This window comes from Caldifermentibacillus hisashii, from assembly GCF_039654145.1.
Classification (GTDB): Bacteria; Bacillota; Bacilli; order Bacillales; family Caldibacillaceae; genus Caldifermentibacillus; species Caldifermentibacillus hisashii.
This window is the reverse complement of the sequence record NZ_CP155467.1, coordinates 3,621,319-3,640,363: the sequence shown is the minus strand read 5'-3', so window position 1 is coordinate 3,640,363 and position 19,045 is coordinate 3,621,319. Positions and strand designations below refer to the sequence as shown.

Annotated in this window: 10 protein-coding genes and 2 pseudogenes; 8 read left to right on the top strand and 4 right to left on the bottom strand. The window is 37.6% G+C overall.

Translation table 11 applies throughout. The features are described 5' to 3' along the window. The first annotated feature begins 252 nt into the window (after positions 1-252). Positions 253-1,254 carry an LCP family protein gene (locus tag NSQ14_RS17465; RefSeq protein ID WP_052514610.1) on the top strand — a complete coding sequence of 334 codons (1,002 nt, stop codon included), beginning with the start codon at positions 253-255 and terminating at the stop codon, positions 1,252-1,254. Between the two features lie 517 nt (positions 1,255-1,771). Continuing rightward, a complete protein-coding gene (locus tag NSQ14_RS17460; protein ID WP_346216639.1) occupies positions 1,772-2,020 on the top strand; it encodes a hypothetical protein in 249 nt (82 codons plus the stop codon). A gap of 1,344 nt (positions 2,021-3,364) precedes the next feature. Here the strand turns inward: NSQ14_RS17460 and NSQ14_RS17455 are convergent. Next, positions 3,365-4,279 carry a nuclease-related domain-containing protein gene (locus tag NSQ14_RS17455; RefSeq protein ID WP_041847376.1) on the bottom strand — a complete coding sequence of 305 codons (915 nt, stop codon included), beginning with the start codon at positions 4,277-4,279 and terminating at the stop codon, positions 3,365-3,367. A 173-nt stretch (positions 4,280-4,452) separates the two neighbouring features. Here NSQ14_RS17455 and NSQ14_RS17450 point away from each other — a divergent pair, with 173 nt between their 5' ends. Beyond that, the gene (locus NSQ14_RS17450; protein ID WP_346216638.1) at positions 4,453-6,120 is read left to right on the top strand and encodes a bifunctional metallophosphatase/5'-nucleotidase; all 1,668 of its coding nucleotides are present in this window, start codon (positions 4,453-4,455) and stop codon (positions 6,118-6,120) included. Positions 6,121-6,712: 592 nt separating this feature from the next. Here the strand turns inward: NSQ14_RS17450 and NSQ14_RS17445 are convergent. Then, positions 6,713-8,221, bottom strand: a pseudogene (locus NSQ14_RS17445) (IS1182 family transposase); the annotation flags it as partial. Between the two features lie 883 nt (positions 8,222-9,104). Beyond that, positions 9,105-9,836: an SGNH/GDSL hydrolase family protein gene (locus NSQ14_RS17440; protein WP_340500603.1), complete on the bottom strand. Its 732-nt coding sequence runs from the start codon at positions 9,834-9,836 to the stop codon at positions 9,105-9,107. Positions 9,837-9,931: 95 nt separating this feature from the next. Here NSQ14_RS17440 and NSQ14_RS17435 point away from each other — a divergent pair. The 5 genes and pseudogenes from NSQ14_RS17435 to NSQ14_RS17410 form a co-directional block, all read left to right on the top strand. Next, a pseudogene (locus tag NSQ14_RS17435) lies at positions 9,932-10,367 on the top strand (IS30 family transposase); the annotation flags it as partial. 735 nt (positions 10,368-11,102) lie between these two features. After that, on the top strand, positions 11,103-13,115 hold the full coding sequence (locus NSQ14_RS17430; protein ID WP_343127090.1) for a hypothetical protein: 2,013 nt from the start codon (positions 11,103-11,105) through the stop codon (positions 13,113-13,115). Positions 13,116-13,140: 25 nt separating this feature from the next. Further along, complete coding sequence (locus NSQ14_RS17425) at positions 13,141-14,526, top strand: glycosyl hydrolase family 5 (protein WP_343127089.1); 1,386 nt, start codon at positions 13,141-13,143, stop codon at positions 14,524-14,526. Between the two features lie 98 nt (positions 14,527-14,624). Next, positions 14,625-15,230, top strand: coding sequence for a class D sortase (locus NSQ14_RS17420; protein WP_173662555.1), 606 nt, complete (start codon positions 14,625-14,627; stop codon positions 15,228-15,230). Positions 15,231-16,319: 1,089 nt separating this feature from the next. Further along, complete coding sequence (locus NSQ14_RS17410; RefSeq protein ID WP_034773085.1) at positions 16,320-16,601, top strand: DUF3219 family protein; 282 nt, start codon at positions 16,320-16,322, stop codon at positions 16,599-16,601. An 803-nt stretch (positions 16,602-17,404) separates the two neighbouring features. Here the strand turns inward: NSQ14_RS17410 and tnpC are convergent. Next, a complete protein-coding gene (gene tnpC / locus NSQ14_RS17405) occupies positions 17,405-18,976 on the bottom strand; it encodes an IS66 family transposase (protein WP_041847046.1) in 1,572 nt (523 codons plus the stop codon). Positions 18,977-19,045 lie beyond the last annotated feature (69 nt).

Here is a 19,045-nt window from a genome sequence, read left to right as displayed (position 1 = left end):
GGATATTAGAGCTTTCGGGGTATTCTCACTTTTGTGTGGTGGTATAACATAGATAGTTTATTAGAAGGGGGCTTGACATGGAGCCTCGGCGGGTGTGGTTCTCCTGCCGAGAAGCCAGATGTCACAACATCGGCACCGCCAAACAAGGCTACCATACACGCTACTCCATATAAAGCCCCAAAACCTATAAACCCATTGATAAGTGCGATGAACCAGCTTTCGTAGATAAACTGTAAAAAAGGATGATGATAAATGGTACAAGAAACTAGAGTGAAAACAAAAAAGCATAAAAGAAAATTACGGAAATGGCCTAAAGTAGTAGGTACTCTACTGTTAATAATGATTATAAGTGTAGTAGGTTATGTATACAGTATTTATGGACATGCAAAGGAAACGGTCGATAAAAAGATGTCAAAGAATATTGAATCGATTGATACATCTGAAGTAAAGGAAAAACTGGATAGTAATGAATTGTTAAATATTTTATTGCTTGGTGTTGATGAACGTGAGGAAGACGGCGGGCGTTCTGATTCCATCATGGTCCTTTCATTAAATCCGAAGCAAGAGAAAACTACAATTGTAAGTATTCCCCGGGATACATTAGCTAAGATTGCCGGAAAAGGGATCGAAACGAAAATTAACCACGCTTATGCATATGGTGGAGTAGATATGTCTGTGGCGACAGTTGAAAACCTTCTTGATATCGATCTTGACTATTATGTTGAAATAAATATGGAAGGGTTGGCCGACTTAATCGATGCGATTGGCGGTGTTACTGTAAATAATGAACTAGAATGGGTGGACGAAGGTTTTTATAAACCGGGATACCACTGGAAAGAAGGGGAGATTAAACTGGACGGAGCTAAGGCACTCGGTTACGTCCGAATGCGGCATCTTGATCCACAAGGTGACTTTGGTCGGACAGAGCGTCAACGGAAAGTTATTAATGCCATCATTGATAAAGGGAAAAGTATGGGAACTGTAACCAAATTAAATGATGTGATTGATGTTCTGGGTGATAATTTGCAAACCAACATGAGTTTTAACGATATGAAATCACTTTTATTGGGCTATATGGATGTAACGAAAAATATAGAAAGCTATATGCTCAAAGGAGAAAACGCAACAATCAAAGGTGTTTATTATTATGAAATACCAGATAAAGAATTAGAAAAAGTTCATGATATGTTGCTTGGTGTTGATACGGCAGATACTGCCTCGGCAACGGATGGGAAAAGTGAGGATGCAGAATAAAGCTATGATAAGTTGCCTGGTGTTAGGAATAAAACCAATATGCTTCAGCAACGGATGGGAAAAGTGAGGATGCAGAATAAAGCTATGATAAGTTGCCTGGAGTTGGGAATCTAACCAATACGGCCTCGGTAACGGATAGTGGGGAGGCAGAATAGAGTCTGCAATAAGCTAGTTGGTATTGGGGGGAATCTGATCAATACTTCCCTTGTAACGGATCATAGTAGGGACGCATAAGTCAATGCTAAGCCGCTTGGTATGGACTCAACAGTTACTGCCTCGCTAAATTTTGAGATTGATGAGGAAATAAAAAAGTTTGGATGGGCTGCACTTACGGTGTAGTCTTTTTTTTACAGTATCCACGTACGCATTGAAAGATGGACCAGCGTTAGTGCTCAAAGATAAATTGTGCTTAGAATGGACAATTGCCACGAGAAATACTCTCCAATGGGCTTAAGAAATAGGGCTATGGGACAAAACCATAGCAAAACCCGGAAAAAGTGTCCCATAGAAAGGCGCTATGGGACAAAATGAATTGAAAAAAGGGAAAAAGTGTCTCATAGAAGCGAGCAAAGCCAAGTCTATGGGACAAAACCGCAGCAAAACCCGGAAAAAGTGTCCCATAGAAAGGCGCTATGAGACAAAATGCATTGAAAAAGAGGAAAAAGTGTCTCATAGAAGCAAGCAAATCTTATTCTATGGGACAAAACCGCAACAAAACCCGGAAAAAGTGTCCCATAGAAAGGCGCTATGGGACAAAATGAATTGAAAAAAGGGAAAAAGTGTCTCATAGAAGCGAGCAAAGCCAAGTCTATGGGACAAAACCGCAGCAAAACCGCAAAAAACTGTCCCATAGAAAGCCGCTATGGGACAAAATGAATTGAAAAAAGGGAAAAAGTGTCTCATAGAAGCAAGTAAAGCCAAGTTTATGGGACAAAACCGCAGCAAAACCGCAAAAAACTGTCCCATAGAAAGCCGCTATGGGACAAAATGAATTGAAAAAAGGGAAAAAGTGTCTCATAGAAGCGAGCAAAGCCAAGTCTATGGGACAAAACCGCAGCAAAATCCGGAAAAAGTGTCCCATAGAAAGGCGCTATGAGACAAAATGCTTTGAAAAAGAGGAAAAAGTGTCTCATAGAAGCAAGCAAATCTTATTCTATGGGACAAAACCGCAACAAAACCACAAAAAAGTGTCCCATAGAAAGGCGCTATGGGACAAAATGAATTGAAAAAAGGGAAAAAGTGTCTCATAGAAGCGAGCAAAGCCAAGTCTATGGGACAAAACCATAGCAAAACCCGGAAAAAGTGTCCCATAGAAAGCCGCAATGGGACAAAATGAATTGAAAAAAGGGAAAAAGTGTCTCATAGAAGCAAGCAAATCTTATTCTATGGGACAAAACCATAGCAAAACCCGGAAAAACTGTCCCATAGAAAGCCGCAATGGGACAAAATGCATTGAAAAAGAGGAAATATTGTCTCATAGAAGCAAGCAAATCTTATTCTATGGGACAAAACCGCAACAAAACCACAAAAAACTGTCCCATAGAAAGCCGCTATGAGACAAAATGCATTGAAAAAGAGGAAAAAGTGTCTCATAGAAGCAAGCAAATCTTATTCTATGGGACAAAACCGCAACAAAACCACAAAAAACTGTCCCATAGAAAGCCGCTATGCGACAAAATGAAAAGGAAAAACTGCCCCATAGGAATTTATAAACCACCGTCTAACATATAAATCTTGTAAAAATACACGTTTACAGGAAAAATAGCAGGTAACTCTACTAAAATAAAAGTCCATAGTCCCCCATGTAACGCCAAAATTCACCACAGGGGATAAAAATTTTTTTCATGGTAGACAAGCAACAACCCAAACCTAAAGTTAAAACAGTAATAAAACCCTGACCTAACCTTTTCCAAAAAACGATAGTCAAAACGAATTTACAGGGAACACAAAAAGACCCACAGACATTAATCCACATTTAAAGTAAACAGGAACAGGAACAGGAACACAAAAAGCGCCTTAGACATCCATCTACCCACAAAAATGGTAATATAAACCTAATAATGTTTCTAATTCGCCCGCCCGTAACAAACAAAACTCACTCCCCCTCTCCTTATATATAATGAACCCAGCGATTTTTTCCGACCATAGTAAAGTGTTTTTCCAAAATTCGACTCATTCTTTTCTGATTATTAATTACTTTACTATACTCCATCAAAGTTCTTGCTGTTAATTTACGTTCAGGGAAGAGTAATCTGAATTCCTCCGCAGTACGTATGACCGCAGCTTCAACGGTTTCTTTATGTCCGCAATCCGGGCAAAAGCAGAATTTCCCATCAAGAAAAACTGAGATGGAACTGCAGTTTGCACACATGATTCCTTTCCGTAGTTCCTCATACTCATAAGCCGGGATTTGACTGTATGGATTCTCATTAATATGAGAATTAATCAACTGATCTGCGAACTTTTTGTGCTTATGTGTCAACTTTGCTGAATTGGAATTTAAGCGTTCAATGACATCTCGCTCGATTTGAGTTGGGAAAATAAAAGGTAAATCTGGAGATGCTTGATATAGGGTGAATCTTGGGTTAACGAAAACAACAGATGCAACCACCGGGAAATCCAACTTATGTTCCTGTAGCCATTTTCGGAAATGCTGTTCATTCTTTTTTAATTGGGTCAGTGGATTTGTTATTTCAAAATCAGGTTTCTTAAGCATGCGATTGTCCACCGCATCCCAGACGTAATCATCTTCATAATTTTTTATATCAAAAAGATAAACGGTATTAGAAACAATTATTAAGGAATCAATTTGGAATGTAGAGTTACTTGCTCGGAGTAATAAATCAGATAGAATGAGGCAGTCACACTGAAGTCTTTCTAACATGTTGTCAAATTGAATTTCTCCCTCATATCCCTTTCTTAAGGTAAAATAATTCCGTTTATCCTTCTCAGACAAATCTGCTCGGGCATTGAGGACTTCCATGATTTTCAATTCTCTAGATTCGGTTCGTACTTTGTAAAACATATTCCACATCCTTTATTTGGTATTTTTTCAAAGCTATTATAAAACAACTCTATTAAATTATCTAGATTAAATACAAAAAATTCCAAAAAAGCTTGTGCAGTACCAAAAAATGTTTATTTTTCGCAAAACCAGAAAAACTATATTCACACAAAGCGAATATGGAGGGGAACGAAATGAAAGAGATGCGATTAAGAAAGTTTTCGGTGATGATCATCATAACGGCAATCTTTTTAGGAATCAGTATTCTGCCTACATTAGCCGCAGACACAGACACATATGAACTCTCCATCATCCATACCAACGACACACATGCTAATCTTGATAAAATTGCTAACCGCGTAACTGGAGTCAAAATGCTTAGAGAAAAAAATCCGGATGCCCTCCTGCTCGATGCCGGGGATGTATTCCAAGGGACCCTCTACTTCAATGCCTTCAAGGGGCAAGCAGATTTAGAATTCATGAACCTGATGGGGTATGACGCGATGACATTCGGCAATCATGAATTTGATCTTGGTTCTACAAAAGAAGGTCATCTAGCATTGGTCGACTTCATTAAAGCGGCAAAATTCCCGTTCGTCAGTGCCAATGTCAATTTTTCTGCTGACAAAAAGTTTACCGGCATTTACAATGACCTTATATCAAACGAACCGAAAGCCGGGCAAATTTATAATGGCATCGTCAAAGAAATCAACGGAGAAAAAATAGGGATTTTCGGCCTTACTACTGAAGAAACAAAGGATATTTCAAGTCCGGGGTCAATTACCTTAAAAAAATATATTACTGTTGCCAAAAAAACAGTGAAGGCATTTGAAAAAATGGGTGTTAACAAAATCATTGCCCTTTCCCACCTTGGCTATGACGACAAAGCTTCTATTGACAATGACCTCATGCTTGCTGCGAAAGTAAACGGAATTGATGTGATTGTTGGCGGACATAGCCATACTAAGTTATCGAAACCGGTGATTGTCGAACGAGATGATCATGGGGCTGAAAAAGATCCGACTGTCATTGTACAAACCGGGGCCAACAACATGAACATTGGCACCCTTGATGTACAGTTTGATAAAAAAGGTGTGGTTACAGAAGCGGATGGAAAATTACTATCCGTTTCCGACTTCCAACCGGATCCCGAAGCGTCTAAACGATTAAAAAAATATGCTGAAATAATAAAAGAAGTGGCTGAAAAAGAAATTGGGGTCACGCTTGAAAATGACCTTGAAAACCCTCGACTTGGTGATGGCACCGGTTCAAAAATCAGCGTCCGTAACAGCGAAACCGTTCTCGGTAACCTGATTACAGACGGGATGCTAGCAACAGCTAAAGAGTACAACAAAAATGTCGTTATGGCTATTCAAAACGGTGGTGGAATCCGCGCTGGCATCCAGTCCGGTCCGGTCACGGTCGGCGAGGTCATCAAGGTACTTCCATTTAGTAATACATTGACCATTCTGGAAGTGACCGGAGCGGATTTAAAACAAGCGCTAGAAATTAGCTTAAAAAAATACCCGAGGGAAAGCAGTCGATTTTTGCACATTGCCGGCGGGAAAATTGAATTTGATTCTACAAAAAATGCCGGGGAGCGGATTGTGAATGTATTCGTTAAAAATTCAAACGGTAGCTATGACCAAGTAAAAGATGAACAGACCTACTCGATTGTCACAAATACCTTCCTCGCAAAGGGTGCAGAAGGCTATCAGATGTTCGAAAAATCGTATGCAGCGAGGAAGGTTACCGATCTAGGCATCCTTGAATGGCAAAATTTTCGCGATTATCTGGTGGGACTTAAAAAAATTCCTACTGCAATTGAAGGGCGGATTGTGGATGTAGCCGGGCAAAAGTAATATTGAGAAGGTGGGCCACACTAAATTTATGGAAGCGGACCATAACCCCCCTAGGATTATGCGGAAGCGGACCATAAATGTTTAGGTGGTCCACCCCAAGATTATCGATGGGGCAATAAACGATTGGCCCACCCATTTCCGACATGATACAACCTTCTCACTAATTTATGGGTGGGGCCACCTGAACTCCTACAAAAATTGTCAAAATATGCGACCCCTTTTTTTCCAAAACCAGCAACCACAAGTGCCTAAGCCAAATTCAAACAAACGATTATTTGAACAATCGAGTAAGAATTAAACTCATTGCATTCATGTACATTGAAAATAAAAAGTCCTCACATAAAAGTTAGGTTTCGCGGACAAAACGGGCGACCAAGCAGCAGGAACTGTCCAATAGAACGGCGCTCATGGACAAGATGAGGAGGCAATCAGCAAAAATTGTCCAATAGAAGGGTTCGTGACCACTGAAAAAAGCCATTTTTTTTATGTAAAATTTGCTGTGTAGTGTAAGAAATTTTCTGTAAATGGTATTTTTTACAATAGAATTTAGATGAATTTTCTGTAAATGGTACTCTTTACCATAGAAATTAGTAAAAATGACAAATGTTTGGATATAATTCGCCTTTTTAGAGGATAGTATGGCGGCTATCCTCTTTAAATTTACTGCCAAGGCTGTGAGCTTGGCTTGTAAGCCCATGCTTTTTAGACCGTACCATTTGGCACGATCTAACCCGTGGAAATTCTTCATTTCGCCATTTTTCCCTTCTTGGCATGCTCTTTTTTTATACTTCTCTTTAAATCCCTCCGATTTCTGTTGTTGACTATACTCATAAAATTCTGGGGTGTTGATTCCGATCCCTAATACTTTCCCGACTGTTTTTCCGGTTATGCAAACTTCTCGCATTGGGCAATTTCTACATTGTTCTCTGTCAAAATAGTAATTATACGTTTCTTTTCCACATTTTCTTATGTAGTGTTTCTTTTTGATTGTTTTGTTTCCTTGACTACAGAACCACTCGTCAGAATCTTTGTTATAACTGAATCTTTCTTCGTCTATGCGATATGCAGCTTCACTTACAGGGATGTATGCCTTTGCTTTAAGTTCAGAGATTTTGTCTAAGATTGGCTTTTTAAAATAGGCTTTATCACCGTACACTTCTGGTATTTTTATTCTCGTTTTCTTGGTTAACTCTAATAATTCATCAAACTTCGTGCCATCCACATAAGCTCCATTACCAGTATGTACAGCTGTAATTATTCGATCTTCTGTTGTCATCATAAATTCCGTTTTATAACCAAAGAAAGGATCATTTTTGCTTTTATACCCTATTCTCGCTTCTTGGTCGACAATCGATCGTACCCCTCTTTGCTCTATAAACTTCGGGTCTGCTAAAATTTCTTTCGCATTATTAACGAGTGCTTTTGTTTCAGGTGCTTTCTCTAGTTCAACTAGTTCTTCTACCTTTGATACCGTTTCTTCAAGATAGGACTTCATTGTTTTTCTAGCTTCATCATGGTTTTCTATTTCTTTATAATCAGGGATTTCTTGGTTGATTTCACTTGGTATTTCTCCGTTTTCTTCTTTAACCGTTTTAAAGATTTTTTTCGCTAATTGTTTCATGACTCGTTCCGGTCTATATTTTTTGGTGTTGGCTTCTGTATGAGTGGAATCAATCGTTATACCAGAAACCTTTTGTAAAATTCCTTTTTCAATGCATTGGTTTATGATTTCAATAATAATTTCATCTATGGTGAGATTGCCTTCTAATCTACTTTTACGAAATTTTGTCAAAAGACTTGGGTGAGGGAGGTCGTCTTCCGGATTGATTCCTAAAAAATACATATATGCAAGGTTTAATGAGCAATTTTCTATAACTTTCTCATCAGATAAGTCATAGAGTTTTTGTAACACCAAGATTTTAACCATAAGTTCGGGCTCTTTTGCTGGCCTTCCATATTCTTTACAGTAAGTTTTTTCAAGCATTTTATTGATAAAACTAAAATCTACTTCATCTCTTAATAATTTAAGTGTATGATTTTCAGGAATTTTATCGTATAATATGGAATAGATGCTTAATTGATTATCTTTTTCTTTAAGCATGATAGATACCCCCAGTTTGGTTTTGGTTTGTAGTATAACTTTATTATACCAAATATTGGGAGTATTTTTTTCAATTTATTATACATATAATTATTTCGAATTTTCAGATTGACTTTTTCAGTGGCCCCGAACGGTTCTCGTGGACAAAATCAGGGGTCAATTAGTAAAAACTGTCCAATAGAACGGCTCTCATGGACAAAATGGGCTGCCGACCAGCAAAAACTGTCCAATAGAACGGCTCTCGTGGACAAAATGAGGAGCCAACCAGTAAAAACTGTCCAATAGAAGGGTTCTCATGGACAAAAAAAGGAGCCAACCAGCAAAAATTGTCCAATAGCCGGGCGCTATTGGACAAAATAGACGTCCACCAGTAAAAATTGTCCAATAGAATCGAACCAAGCCAGAGCCCCATGGACTGAATATGTCTTAACTCAATTGAAATTGTTTACCACCTCACAATCGTACACAAAACATGAAAATATCTCCCCCGAATGAATACACTCAAAAACAAACAATCTCAAGACCAACCCACACCCACGATAAGTAAGCCAGCTATGACTTCGGAATTGGCTATCCATAATTTGCAATTGAACAAAAATTTGTAGTTGAACAAATAGAAACCAAAAAATGTCGAATCACGCACGCCCAATTTCCCCAACCCTAGAAAAGCCAAGACTTCAACACGTTTTCAAACAAACGATTGTTTGAAAAAACTGTCGAATGACCACAAATAAACACAAGCAGACACTCAAAGCTTTACAGCAAAAACAAAAATAAGCACAACAGATTCTCCCCTCTGTTGTGCTTATAAAGTTAGTTCGAGTTCGATGCCTCTCGATTCCTGCCGATGCCGTCAATAAACATCGCCGAATCCATAACAATCTTATTTCGCTACAAAATAATTCATAATCGCCTCGGCCCACAATTGATGTCCGGTCCCACTCGGCATGTTGTCATCTGTTAAGTATTGTAAAATCTCGTCACTCGTATAATCCGGCCAATTTGTCCAGTGATCAAAATAAGGCAGACCCTTCTCTTCGGCAAATGCTTTTAATTGCTCAACTTGCCGCGGGTAATTGACGGCCGCATAAATTGGGTGTGGCGGCTGCAAAATAATTTGCACATCAGGATTCCCACTAACCAACAAATCAACAATCGCTCCGACATTTGCAAGAGATTGGTCAATGCTGATCTCCCCATTATCTTCTAATGTGAAACCTTCTAAAAAGACGATATCATAACTAGCACTCGCAACTTCCTCAGCTAAACTACTGGTAAGGAAACCTGAAGATCCGCCATCATATTGATAAGTGACAACATCCACGAATGAAGTTCCGTAAGCGGTCTCCAATTGTTTCTCGACCATATCACTCCATCCACCGGCCCCTTTTCCTAAAGCTGACGTACCGACAAAGGCAATCTCCAATTTTTTACCGTCATCATAGGCTGCAAGAAAAGCTTTTTGAACGCCTTTAGGTAAATTTGCCGTCATCGATTCAATTTCTGTTCGCCGAGCGTCAGACTTTTTCACGGTGCCACCTGACTTGCCTCCATGCCCAATAACACCGGCCTCGGCATTATTTACAACTTGTTCTTGTTTTTCATTCCAAAACACTCCACCCGAACTTCATCCTTTTTGTCTTTTTTGCCAACGACGGTATCGATTTCCCAGTGTCCAAATTCTTGCCGTTGTTCAACTTCTGCTGGTTCCTTACGCTAACAGAACGTAAAACTCGTAAAGAACTCATATTCAGAGCTGACGGTAAGAACAGCCAAGCTATCAATACCATCATCAAACAACTGCGCCATAAATATGGCACTTCATTTCATCAAATTTTGAAAACCATTACCTCAGATAATGGTTCTGAATTTGCGGAGCTAAGCCTATCCGTCCAAGATGAGAAGACAACCGTTTATTTCACACATCCCTATTGCTCTAGTGAAAGAGGGACAAACGAGAGACATAACGGTCTCATTCGACGTTTTATTCCAAAAGGAAAAGCCATTTCTTCTGATTTCTTCTGTATCCGATGTGACCATTACCTATGCAGAAAACTGGTGTAACAGCCTACCTCGGAGGATTCTGGGTTATAAGACTCCAGAAGAATGTTTCCAGGAAGAACTTTTCCGTTTGGCTTCTTCATAATCTGAATAACGGCTTTAGCAACTTGACATGGAGCCTCCAGCAGGCATGATTCCCAGCCAGGAAGCCAGCTAATAGGGAGCTGACTGTGCCTACAAGGCTATCATGCCTGCCCCTCCATGTAAAGTTGCCCATTTAATAGTCCAGTAACACTAAATAAAGCTTAGATCCTTAATCTAACACGGTTTAACAAGTATTTCAAAAAGCGTTGCATTTAATATTGCAATTTAAGGAAAAAAAGTGTACAAAAAAACTGCTTTTGATACGCTGTAATTTTTGTCTCACTCTAAGTGGATTGACAGCACTAAGATTCTACCGAAATAGGTATAAAAACCCATTTCTTATGACCTGTGTAATCGCATCTGTTAATTGTTGGATTTTCTCCTAATTCCTTTAATATGGAAAAGGAGAAGTTTATGTGTGTATTTATATGTGGCAACCTTAGTTGGAACCATAGATACCCTCTTTGTAAGTGGCCATTAGTTAAACATCATTGGGATTCAATGGTGATTTTTTTCGTTGTATCTCATTATATAACCTTGCCTTAAAGATTTTTTGGCTTGTCCACCTAGTTTATTCTTCATTGCTCGACAAGGAAACTTTCAAATAAAGATTAATTAAAAAAATTAAATAAAACTAAAAAAATAGTAAAAAGGATATATTTGGAAAGGTTTATATTGAAATTAGTGCCATATTATGCCATACTATTTATATGAATTATAGAAAGGAGGTGACACATTGAAAAATGCGTTTATCTTTTTACTATCTGCTACAATCGTATTTAGTACACCTTCTTATACTAAAGCGGAGGAGTTAACAAAGCAATCCAGTATATCGGAAAATGACGAGTATACGGTACAAGCTGAAGTAATAGATGGAATTGTTTCTGATACTTCTATATTGGAAACGGATTCATTCGTGAATGATCCAAACACAGAAGCAATCGAACCAAAAGGAGATTTCCTCCATCAAACTCCTAATCCTGAAGAAAATGATGAATCCACTAAAGTTTTTGATACTTTAGAGGATCAGGCTAATACCGAAGAAGGCGAATTACATATGGATACCTCAGGAGAAATTGATGCGGAAGATGAATCGCAATTATTAGAGGATCCTGAATCTACAGATATTCAATCTTCATCAATAGAAGAGGACGCTGTAGAAACAAATGAAACGGAATTACCGGTAGATGATGAAGAGGACGTTGTAGTAGCTGATGTAGAAAATGAAGAAATCCAAAATGAAACAATTGAAGACGTTTCTGAGGGGGAAGACGTTCAAGAAGTTTCTTCGACTAATACCTCTGTTGAGGAAGAACCCGCCCCTGTTGGTGTGCCAAAAAATAGGGCATTGTTCAGACCACTCCTTAGTTTAAAATTGCTAGGTTTAAATATAAACTTACTAGGTTACGAGGTACGGGAAGATGGGCATATCATACCAAATCTACTTAATATAAATGTCGGATCAAAATGGGCCTTATTGGGTCTTGGTCTTGGTCTACCTGCAGTTGGTAATCTTAACTTGGATGTCTTGTCATTCAATAAGAATAAGACAGAGTCCGGTTCAACAAAAACATCAGGGGGTCTACTTGGATTAGGACTTACAGAGTCGAAACTGTTGGGCGATGTTAATATTGGTCTTGCTTCTGGTCAGAAAGAAGAGAAAGATGATCAAAAAGATGTTTCAGGCAGTTTAGCTTCCATTGATTTAAACAATAAGATTGGTCAAACCCATGTTGGTGTTGTAGAATTTAGGCAATCTAAAAGGCCAACTTATATAGAGACAAATGTGGGTTTGTTGAACGCCGATCTTAAAAGTAATCATTTAGGAGAAGCCCATCTTGGGGTTGGAGAGTTCCATCAGAAGGAAACAGAAGATGAAATCATTACTTCAGGCAGTCTCGTCACTGTGGAAACAGAAAATATACCAATTGTGGGCGATTTGAATGTTGGACTTGGCAAATTTGATTCAATGGAAAATAAACAAAAGCCAAACAATCCAAATCCTGGAGACAACAACACAAATCCTGGGGGCAACAGTACAAAACCTGAAGACAATAACACAAATCCTGGAAACAACAACAATCCAAAGCCTGGTAATAATAATCCAAATCCTGGAAACAACAATAGTCCAATACCTGGTGGACAAAATGGAAATCTAGGAGAAAACAATAACAATCAATCGCCTAATGTTGTAGATACCGATGGACAACCAAAACAAAATAATACTAATAAGAATAACGACATAAAAGGTCCTGGACTAGTGAATCCGAATATTGGCTACTCGGAATCAGAGCCTTCTGATCTAGATGAACAACAGATAAAAATAGATAAAGAACCTGAAAGTTTAGTAACACTAATGAATTTAGACAGTGAAGACTCGGTTTACAAATATTTGCATGAATTGGTTGATGCTGGAAACAAAGTTGTCATGAATGACCAGGTTCATCCAATGGGGAATGAACCAGATAATACGAAAGAAAATGGAAGATCAGGTTCAGATATAATGACAGTTTTCAATCAGCCAGTTCCGACAAATTCCGGTTCTTCTAGTTCGAGTACATCGGGATCATCTAATGGTAATAGTGGTGGTGGACAAGCTGGGTTTTATGCATTTTTACAAAATGGTATAATACCTGAAGTTTTGTCAAAAGCTGAAGTTTTAGACTCGTCTTATGTGTATAAGGATCAGTGGATAGGAGATTTATTAGGGAAACCACCCGCAGTATCCTTCTTCTTAATCAACAAATAAAATTAAGAAGAAGGAGAGAAAAAAGGTGAATAAAAAAACTGTTATTCAATCATTAAAAGCGATTGCATTTACCGGAACACTTATGTTTGGTATTTTCACCATGGATAACCTAGCAAGTGCAAGTACGGAAATTAAATCAACTGATCCAACAAGCGAAAATGTGATAACTACTAGTGAGGAAGTTGAGTCAAATGCTACTGTAAATGAAGAAGTGACAACATTAAGTGCAGAGGCATTGCCTGCTGCCTTCAATGAACAAGCAGTTAAGACGAATGTAGAAACTGATACTACAGTAGGAGCGGCACAACAAAAATCGATTATTCCGAAAAATCCACCGGTAATGACCGGTAAACCAGATGAAAAGGTAGGAAATGTTAATAAAGAAAATAGTGGTTCCCTTATTAGCATCGGCATTGGTGGAGGTTTAGTTGAGTCAATAGTTGGTAAAGTTGATCTAAATATCATTGGTGGAAGTAAAGTAGAAACTGATGAAGGAAAGAAAACAACTGGTGGCTTAGTTCAAGGAGATATCACAAATTCTCCCATACTTGGCGATACACATCTCGGCGTTGCTGAAGGAACAAAAATCGAAACAGATGATTATAACTATACGCACGGTGGTTTAGTTGTTGCTGATATTGATGATTCCATTGTTGGTGACGCTCATGTAGGTGTCATTGAAAAGGAAAAAGTTGAAACCGATGAGTACGAATGGAGTCATGGTGGTTTAGTAATTGTTGAAACGGAAAATACACCTATTCTTGGAAACATAGATACAGGAATTTTGGAAAATGAAAAATTTAAAGTTAAAAACTCAGATGGAAATAACGAACAACCGGGTGACACCGAAGAACCAGGTGATAACGAACAACCGGGTGACACTGAAGAACCAGGTGATAACGAAGAACCAGGTGATAACGAACAACCGGGTGACACCGAAGAACCAGGTGATAACGAAGAACCAGGTGATAACGAAGAACCAGGTGACACCGAACAACCAGGTGATAACGAACAACCGGGTGACACCGAACAACCAGGTGATAACGAAGAACCAGGTGACACCGAAGAACCAGGTGATAACGAAGAACCAGGTGATAACGAAGAACCAAGTGATAACGAAGAACCAAGTGACACTGAACAACCAGGTGATAATGATAATCCGTGTGATAATGAACAACCAGTTCATAACAATAACGGAAATAATCAAGGAAAAACACCAGTTACAACAAAACCGGTAAACAATACAAATGATTTGAAAAACAGTGTACAAGATAAAGCTAAACAGTATCCTGCTGTTGAAGTTTTGCCAACAACTGGATCAATGATGGATTCTACATTATTAGTAATTACTTCCTTAATCATGATTGGTCTAGGTATGGCACTTAGAAAATTAAAAGTAGAACGTATTTAAAAATATTTACTAAACAATTTTGTAATTTTGAAAAAATATATATGCATGCATAATTTGGAGGGCGGCCACCCTCCTTTTTTTTAAGAGGTGTGTTAAAAATGAAGAGAATTGGAAATATTTTTGTTATTGTGGGGGTTGTGTTAATTGTCTTTGTGGCCTATACAAAATTGAAGACATATTTAGAACAACAAAAATTATTTAAAGAATATACTTCATTGAATTTTATTGAAGAAGAAAATGAAGAAACACTAGAAGGGGATGATTTAGAAGAGGCAAAAAATGGTTCTGTGATCGGTATCTTGGAAATCCCAAAGATTGATTTAAAAACACCGATTGTTGAAGGAGCAGGAGAAGAAAATATAAAATATGCAGTTGGACATTTACCATCGAGCAGTTCTGTTGGAAACATAGGAAAGAAAAATGAGAACTTCGCCATAGCGGGCCATCGCTCGTATACGTATGGGAAATTCTTTAACAGATTGGATGAATTGGAAAAGGGAAACAAAATTATTATAAAGGTAAGAAATGAGGAGCTGACCTATAAAGTATTTGATAAAAAAATTGTTAAACCGACAGATGTGGATGTCGTTAAACCAGTGAAAGGGAAGTCAATGGTAACTTTAATTACCTGTCATCCACCATATTCAAACGAATCAAGATTAATTATATTTTCTGAATTAGCATCTCAAAAAGTTTTAGAATAGAAAAGCATGCCTTAATCTTGAATATAAAATTAAATTCAATAATACTTCATCTAAATTTTTGACGAGTTATAACATTATTTAGATAAAATGATCCCCCTTTCATATATGCAGTTTAAGGATCTTTCGATTCTTGTTAAAGTTTGCACATTGTGTGCTCGTTAATGGAAAAATCTCCTAGCTCAAAAAAGACAATAATATATGGGTGAAGGAATTGACACAATGGCAAGATTCCACATTCTTTGGTTAGATGAACGATTAGTAGTGATAATTTATAGAAATTACATCACTAGTATTGCATTAATTTAAATTAACTATTAAAAATACCCAAAATCTCCAATTTTATTATTCAAACAAAGAAAAAGTCCTTTATAATGGGAGCTTTTTGCGATGTACTGATTTTCTAGATTAGATTAAAAAAAATTTACTCTAAAAATTTACCACATTTTCATTTTTAGGTATGATTTTCTATGCTTTTCCTGCCTTTAATGGTTTGTGTGTCTATTTTTTTACAAAAAAGGGCATACGAATCCTATTGTCTTATCCACATTTTTTGCTTGTGGATATCTTTTTTACTTTTACTTATTCACATGTGGATAATTTTTTATACAGCACAAACAAGACTCCTCATATTTTGTGCTTGTTTTTCTTTTATTCTACCTAGAGCCATGGCTAACATCACACAAAGAGCTAATCCGCATCGTACGGTCATTTTCTTTATCCCCCGTATCGTATGAATTTCGAAACCAAACACCTTATCAATACGGCTATTTACTCTTTCAACAGCCGTTCTTTTGTTGTATTCTCTTTTCCACTTGTAGCTGGCACGGTCAATTGGGGTAAATATTCTCCGGTCTTCTGAAAGCGGGATTCGAATGCCATTTAGAACGGCATAGTCTTGTACTCTATCTGTATATTTTTTGAATGTTCAATATATAAATCCAACCTAATGAACCCTTGATAGGATTAGCTTTTTACAGGCAACCGTAATCTAACAAGATTTTAAAAAATTTTATGCATTTGACTTTACAATTTAGCATTTTAGGTCTAACCTCTTTTAGTCAAATTAAAATTACATAGAAAGGTGGCTGTATGATGGAATTATACCTAAATGATCAATTAATACAAGTAGATAAATTTAAAGAAGATACTGTAAATGATTTACGTAAAATTTGGATTGAGTTTCGAGTGACCAATGAAGATTATCATGACATTGCGACCCTTTTATATGAAGGAACATTTGATGTTAGAATACCAGCAAAATCCTTATCGTTCAGAGGAACCATTGAGGAATATTCTACCTCCATCACTAACTTATATAAAAAAGGAAATGTAGGCATATATAAATTATGTTTGCGTGAAGTAAAAAAATAAGTATAAAGAACATAGAAATGGTGCTATCCGTTATTTTTCTTCGGAATAGGCACCTTTATAGGATAAGAAAGTATAAAAATACAAGTAAAAAACTTCGGACGAGTTTCGTGTCTACCTCCGACCGCCAGCGACTGAGAAACTAGCTCCTCTTTAATGTGCTCCGGCGCCAAAGCCTATTCGAGGAAGTTCCCTCTGTTTTATGGAATGGACCAGTTCTTTCATTGAGAAAAACATCACGTTGTATTCTTGACAAAATGTAATTGGACTAGTGGAAAATTTTTGTCGTCGACCTGCAGTAGTGTACAAACCCCGGGGGATCGACGACAAGTTATTTTGAAAAATAATCAATAGAAAATGCCTAGATTACGTGTATTTATGGAAAATATAATTGCTAGAAAGCCAAATTTTTATTATAATTAACACAAAACCACCAATACAAAAAAACCTTATTAAATCAAGGATTGTTTGGGGTTTATATCTTACCTATGAGGAATTGAAACATGGCTTTGTTATGGCTATGGGTCATTGTCTATCAAGGTTTATATCTTACCTATGAGGAATTGAAACTTCGGACGCCCTACGGTTTGAAATGTTTGCCATAACGTTTATATCTTACCTATGAGGAATTGAAACCAGCCGGCTGGAACGTGTGCGCCGTTGCGAAGGGGACGTTTATATCTTACCTATGAGGAATTGAAACCATCTTTTTGTCTGTTGTAAGCCCGAAATAAAAAAATAAACGTACCTTCACGGTACGTACTACAAATAACCGTAAAACCATGATTTTTTAATCAGATTTACGGTTATTTTACACATTCTGCTTGGATCGTTTTTGACCAAGGCAAATAGTTGTTTATAATTTCTGGGTTTCTATGAATATCTAAATTTGGTAGGTCTCTCAGTAACTTCACTAGATACTGGTAGAAATCTACTCCATTCGCTTTAGCTGTTTCTGCGATACTTAGACAGATTGCGTTTGCTTTCGCACCAGCTTCACTTACGGAAAATAACCAATTTTTTCGACCAATTACATTCGGACGGATGGCATTCTCAGCGGGATTGTTATCAATTTCTATTCGTCCATCATCCAAGAATGCTTTTAGTCCATTCGCTCGATTTAGCGTGTATTCAGCTGCTTTAGCGAGCGCATTTTTTCCGTAGAATGGTGAGTTTTCAACCCAGGCAAGAAATTCATCAACTAACGGTTTCGAGTGCTTTTGGCGTTTTTTTCTTCGTTTACTTGGGGATAAGTGTTTAAATTCCCTTTCAAGACGAAATAATTCATCGCAATATTTTACACCAATTCGTCCGTTTTTACTGTCTGCTTTTAACCAATAACGTCTTACATGGGCCCAGCAATTAGCGAAGGTAATCCCTTCAATTTTGTCATAGGCTGAATACCCATCACAGACAATCGTTCCCGAATAATCTTCAATGAATCCTTCAAGAACGGATCGTGATCGTGATAATGAGCTGTGAAACAGAACGATTGCCGGACCTTGACAGGGCACACTTCGAAAAACCCAGTTATAAGCATTAGATTGGCCAGATTTTCCATCCGACCGATTGATAATTTGTCCATAAGTCTCATCGACGTGTAAAATGGACTTCTCCAACATTATATTCTTCATTCGCTCATATACGGGCAAAAGCCAGTCATGTGATGCTCGAATAACCCAATTAGAAAGGTTTTTATCATTCGTATTCAAGCCATAACGTTCCCACTCCTTTACCTGCCGGTAAAGGGGCAAGTATTGCACAAATTTATCATAAATTACTTTGGCAAGTACACTCGGACCAGCAATGCTTCGTTGAATCGGAGGTTGAGGTGATTTGCCACGTTTAATTTGGGCCTTTTGAGATAAATCCGCTTTGCAGTTTTTACATTCATATGCATGTTCAATATGTTGAACTTTTTCCATTCTTGCAGGTATAAATTCAGCCTCTTCACGTACGATTGTCGTACCTATTTCAGTCATTTGGCATTGACAACAATCACAAATCGTATTTTCCGGATGATAATGAATGGCCTTTACTTCAACATTTTCATGTAATGAATCATTTCGTTTTTTATTTTGAACTTTGCGTACAACAGTATAAGAAATCGTCTGTTGGCTTTGTTCTTCTGTGTGCTCAGAATCATTAAAAGACGGGTCATCGTCAAATAATGATATTTGTCCATCAAGTGTATTGTATTTAGATTTCTCTGTTTTCGATCCATATAAAAGTTTTGTTAAATAGCGAACTTGCTCAGTTAGTGATTTAATCTGTTTGGACAATGCTTCATTCTGTTGATTAGAATGAGCCAATTGTTCTTTAAGAAGTCGAATTAATTTCTCGTTTTGATTCTGATTATTAGATGAAGCATTAACCAAAAGATTCACCACCATTCATTCAAATAAGATAGTTCTAGTATAGCATTTTAAGCATAGTAAATACAGCTT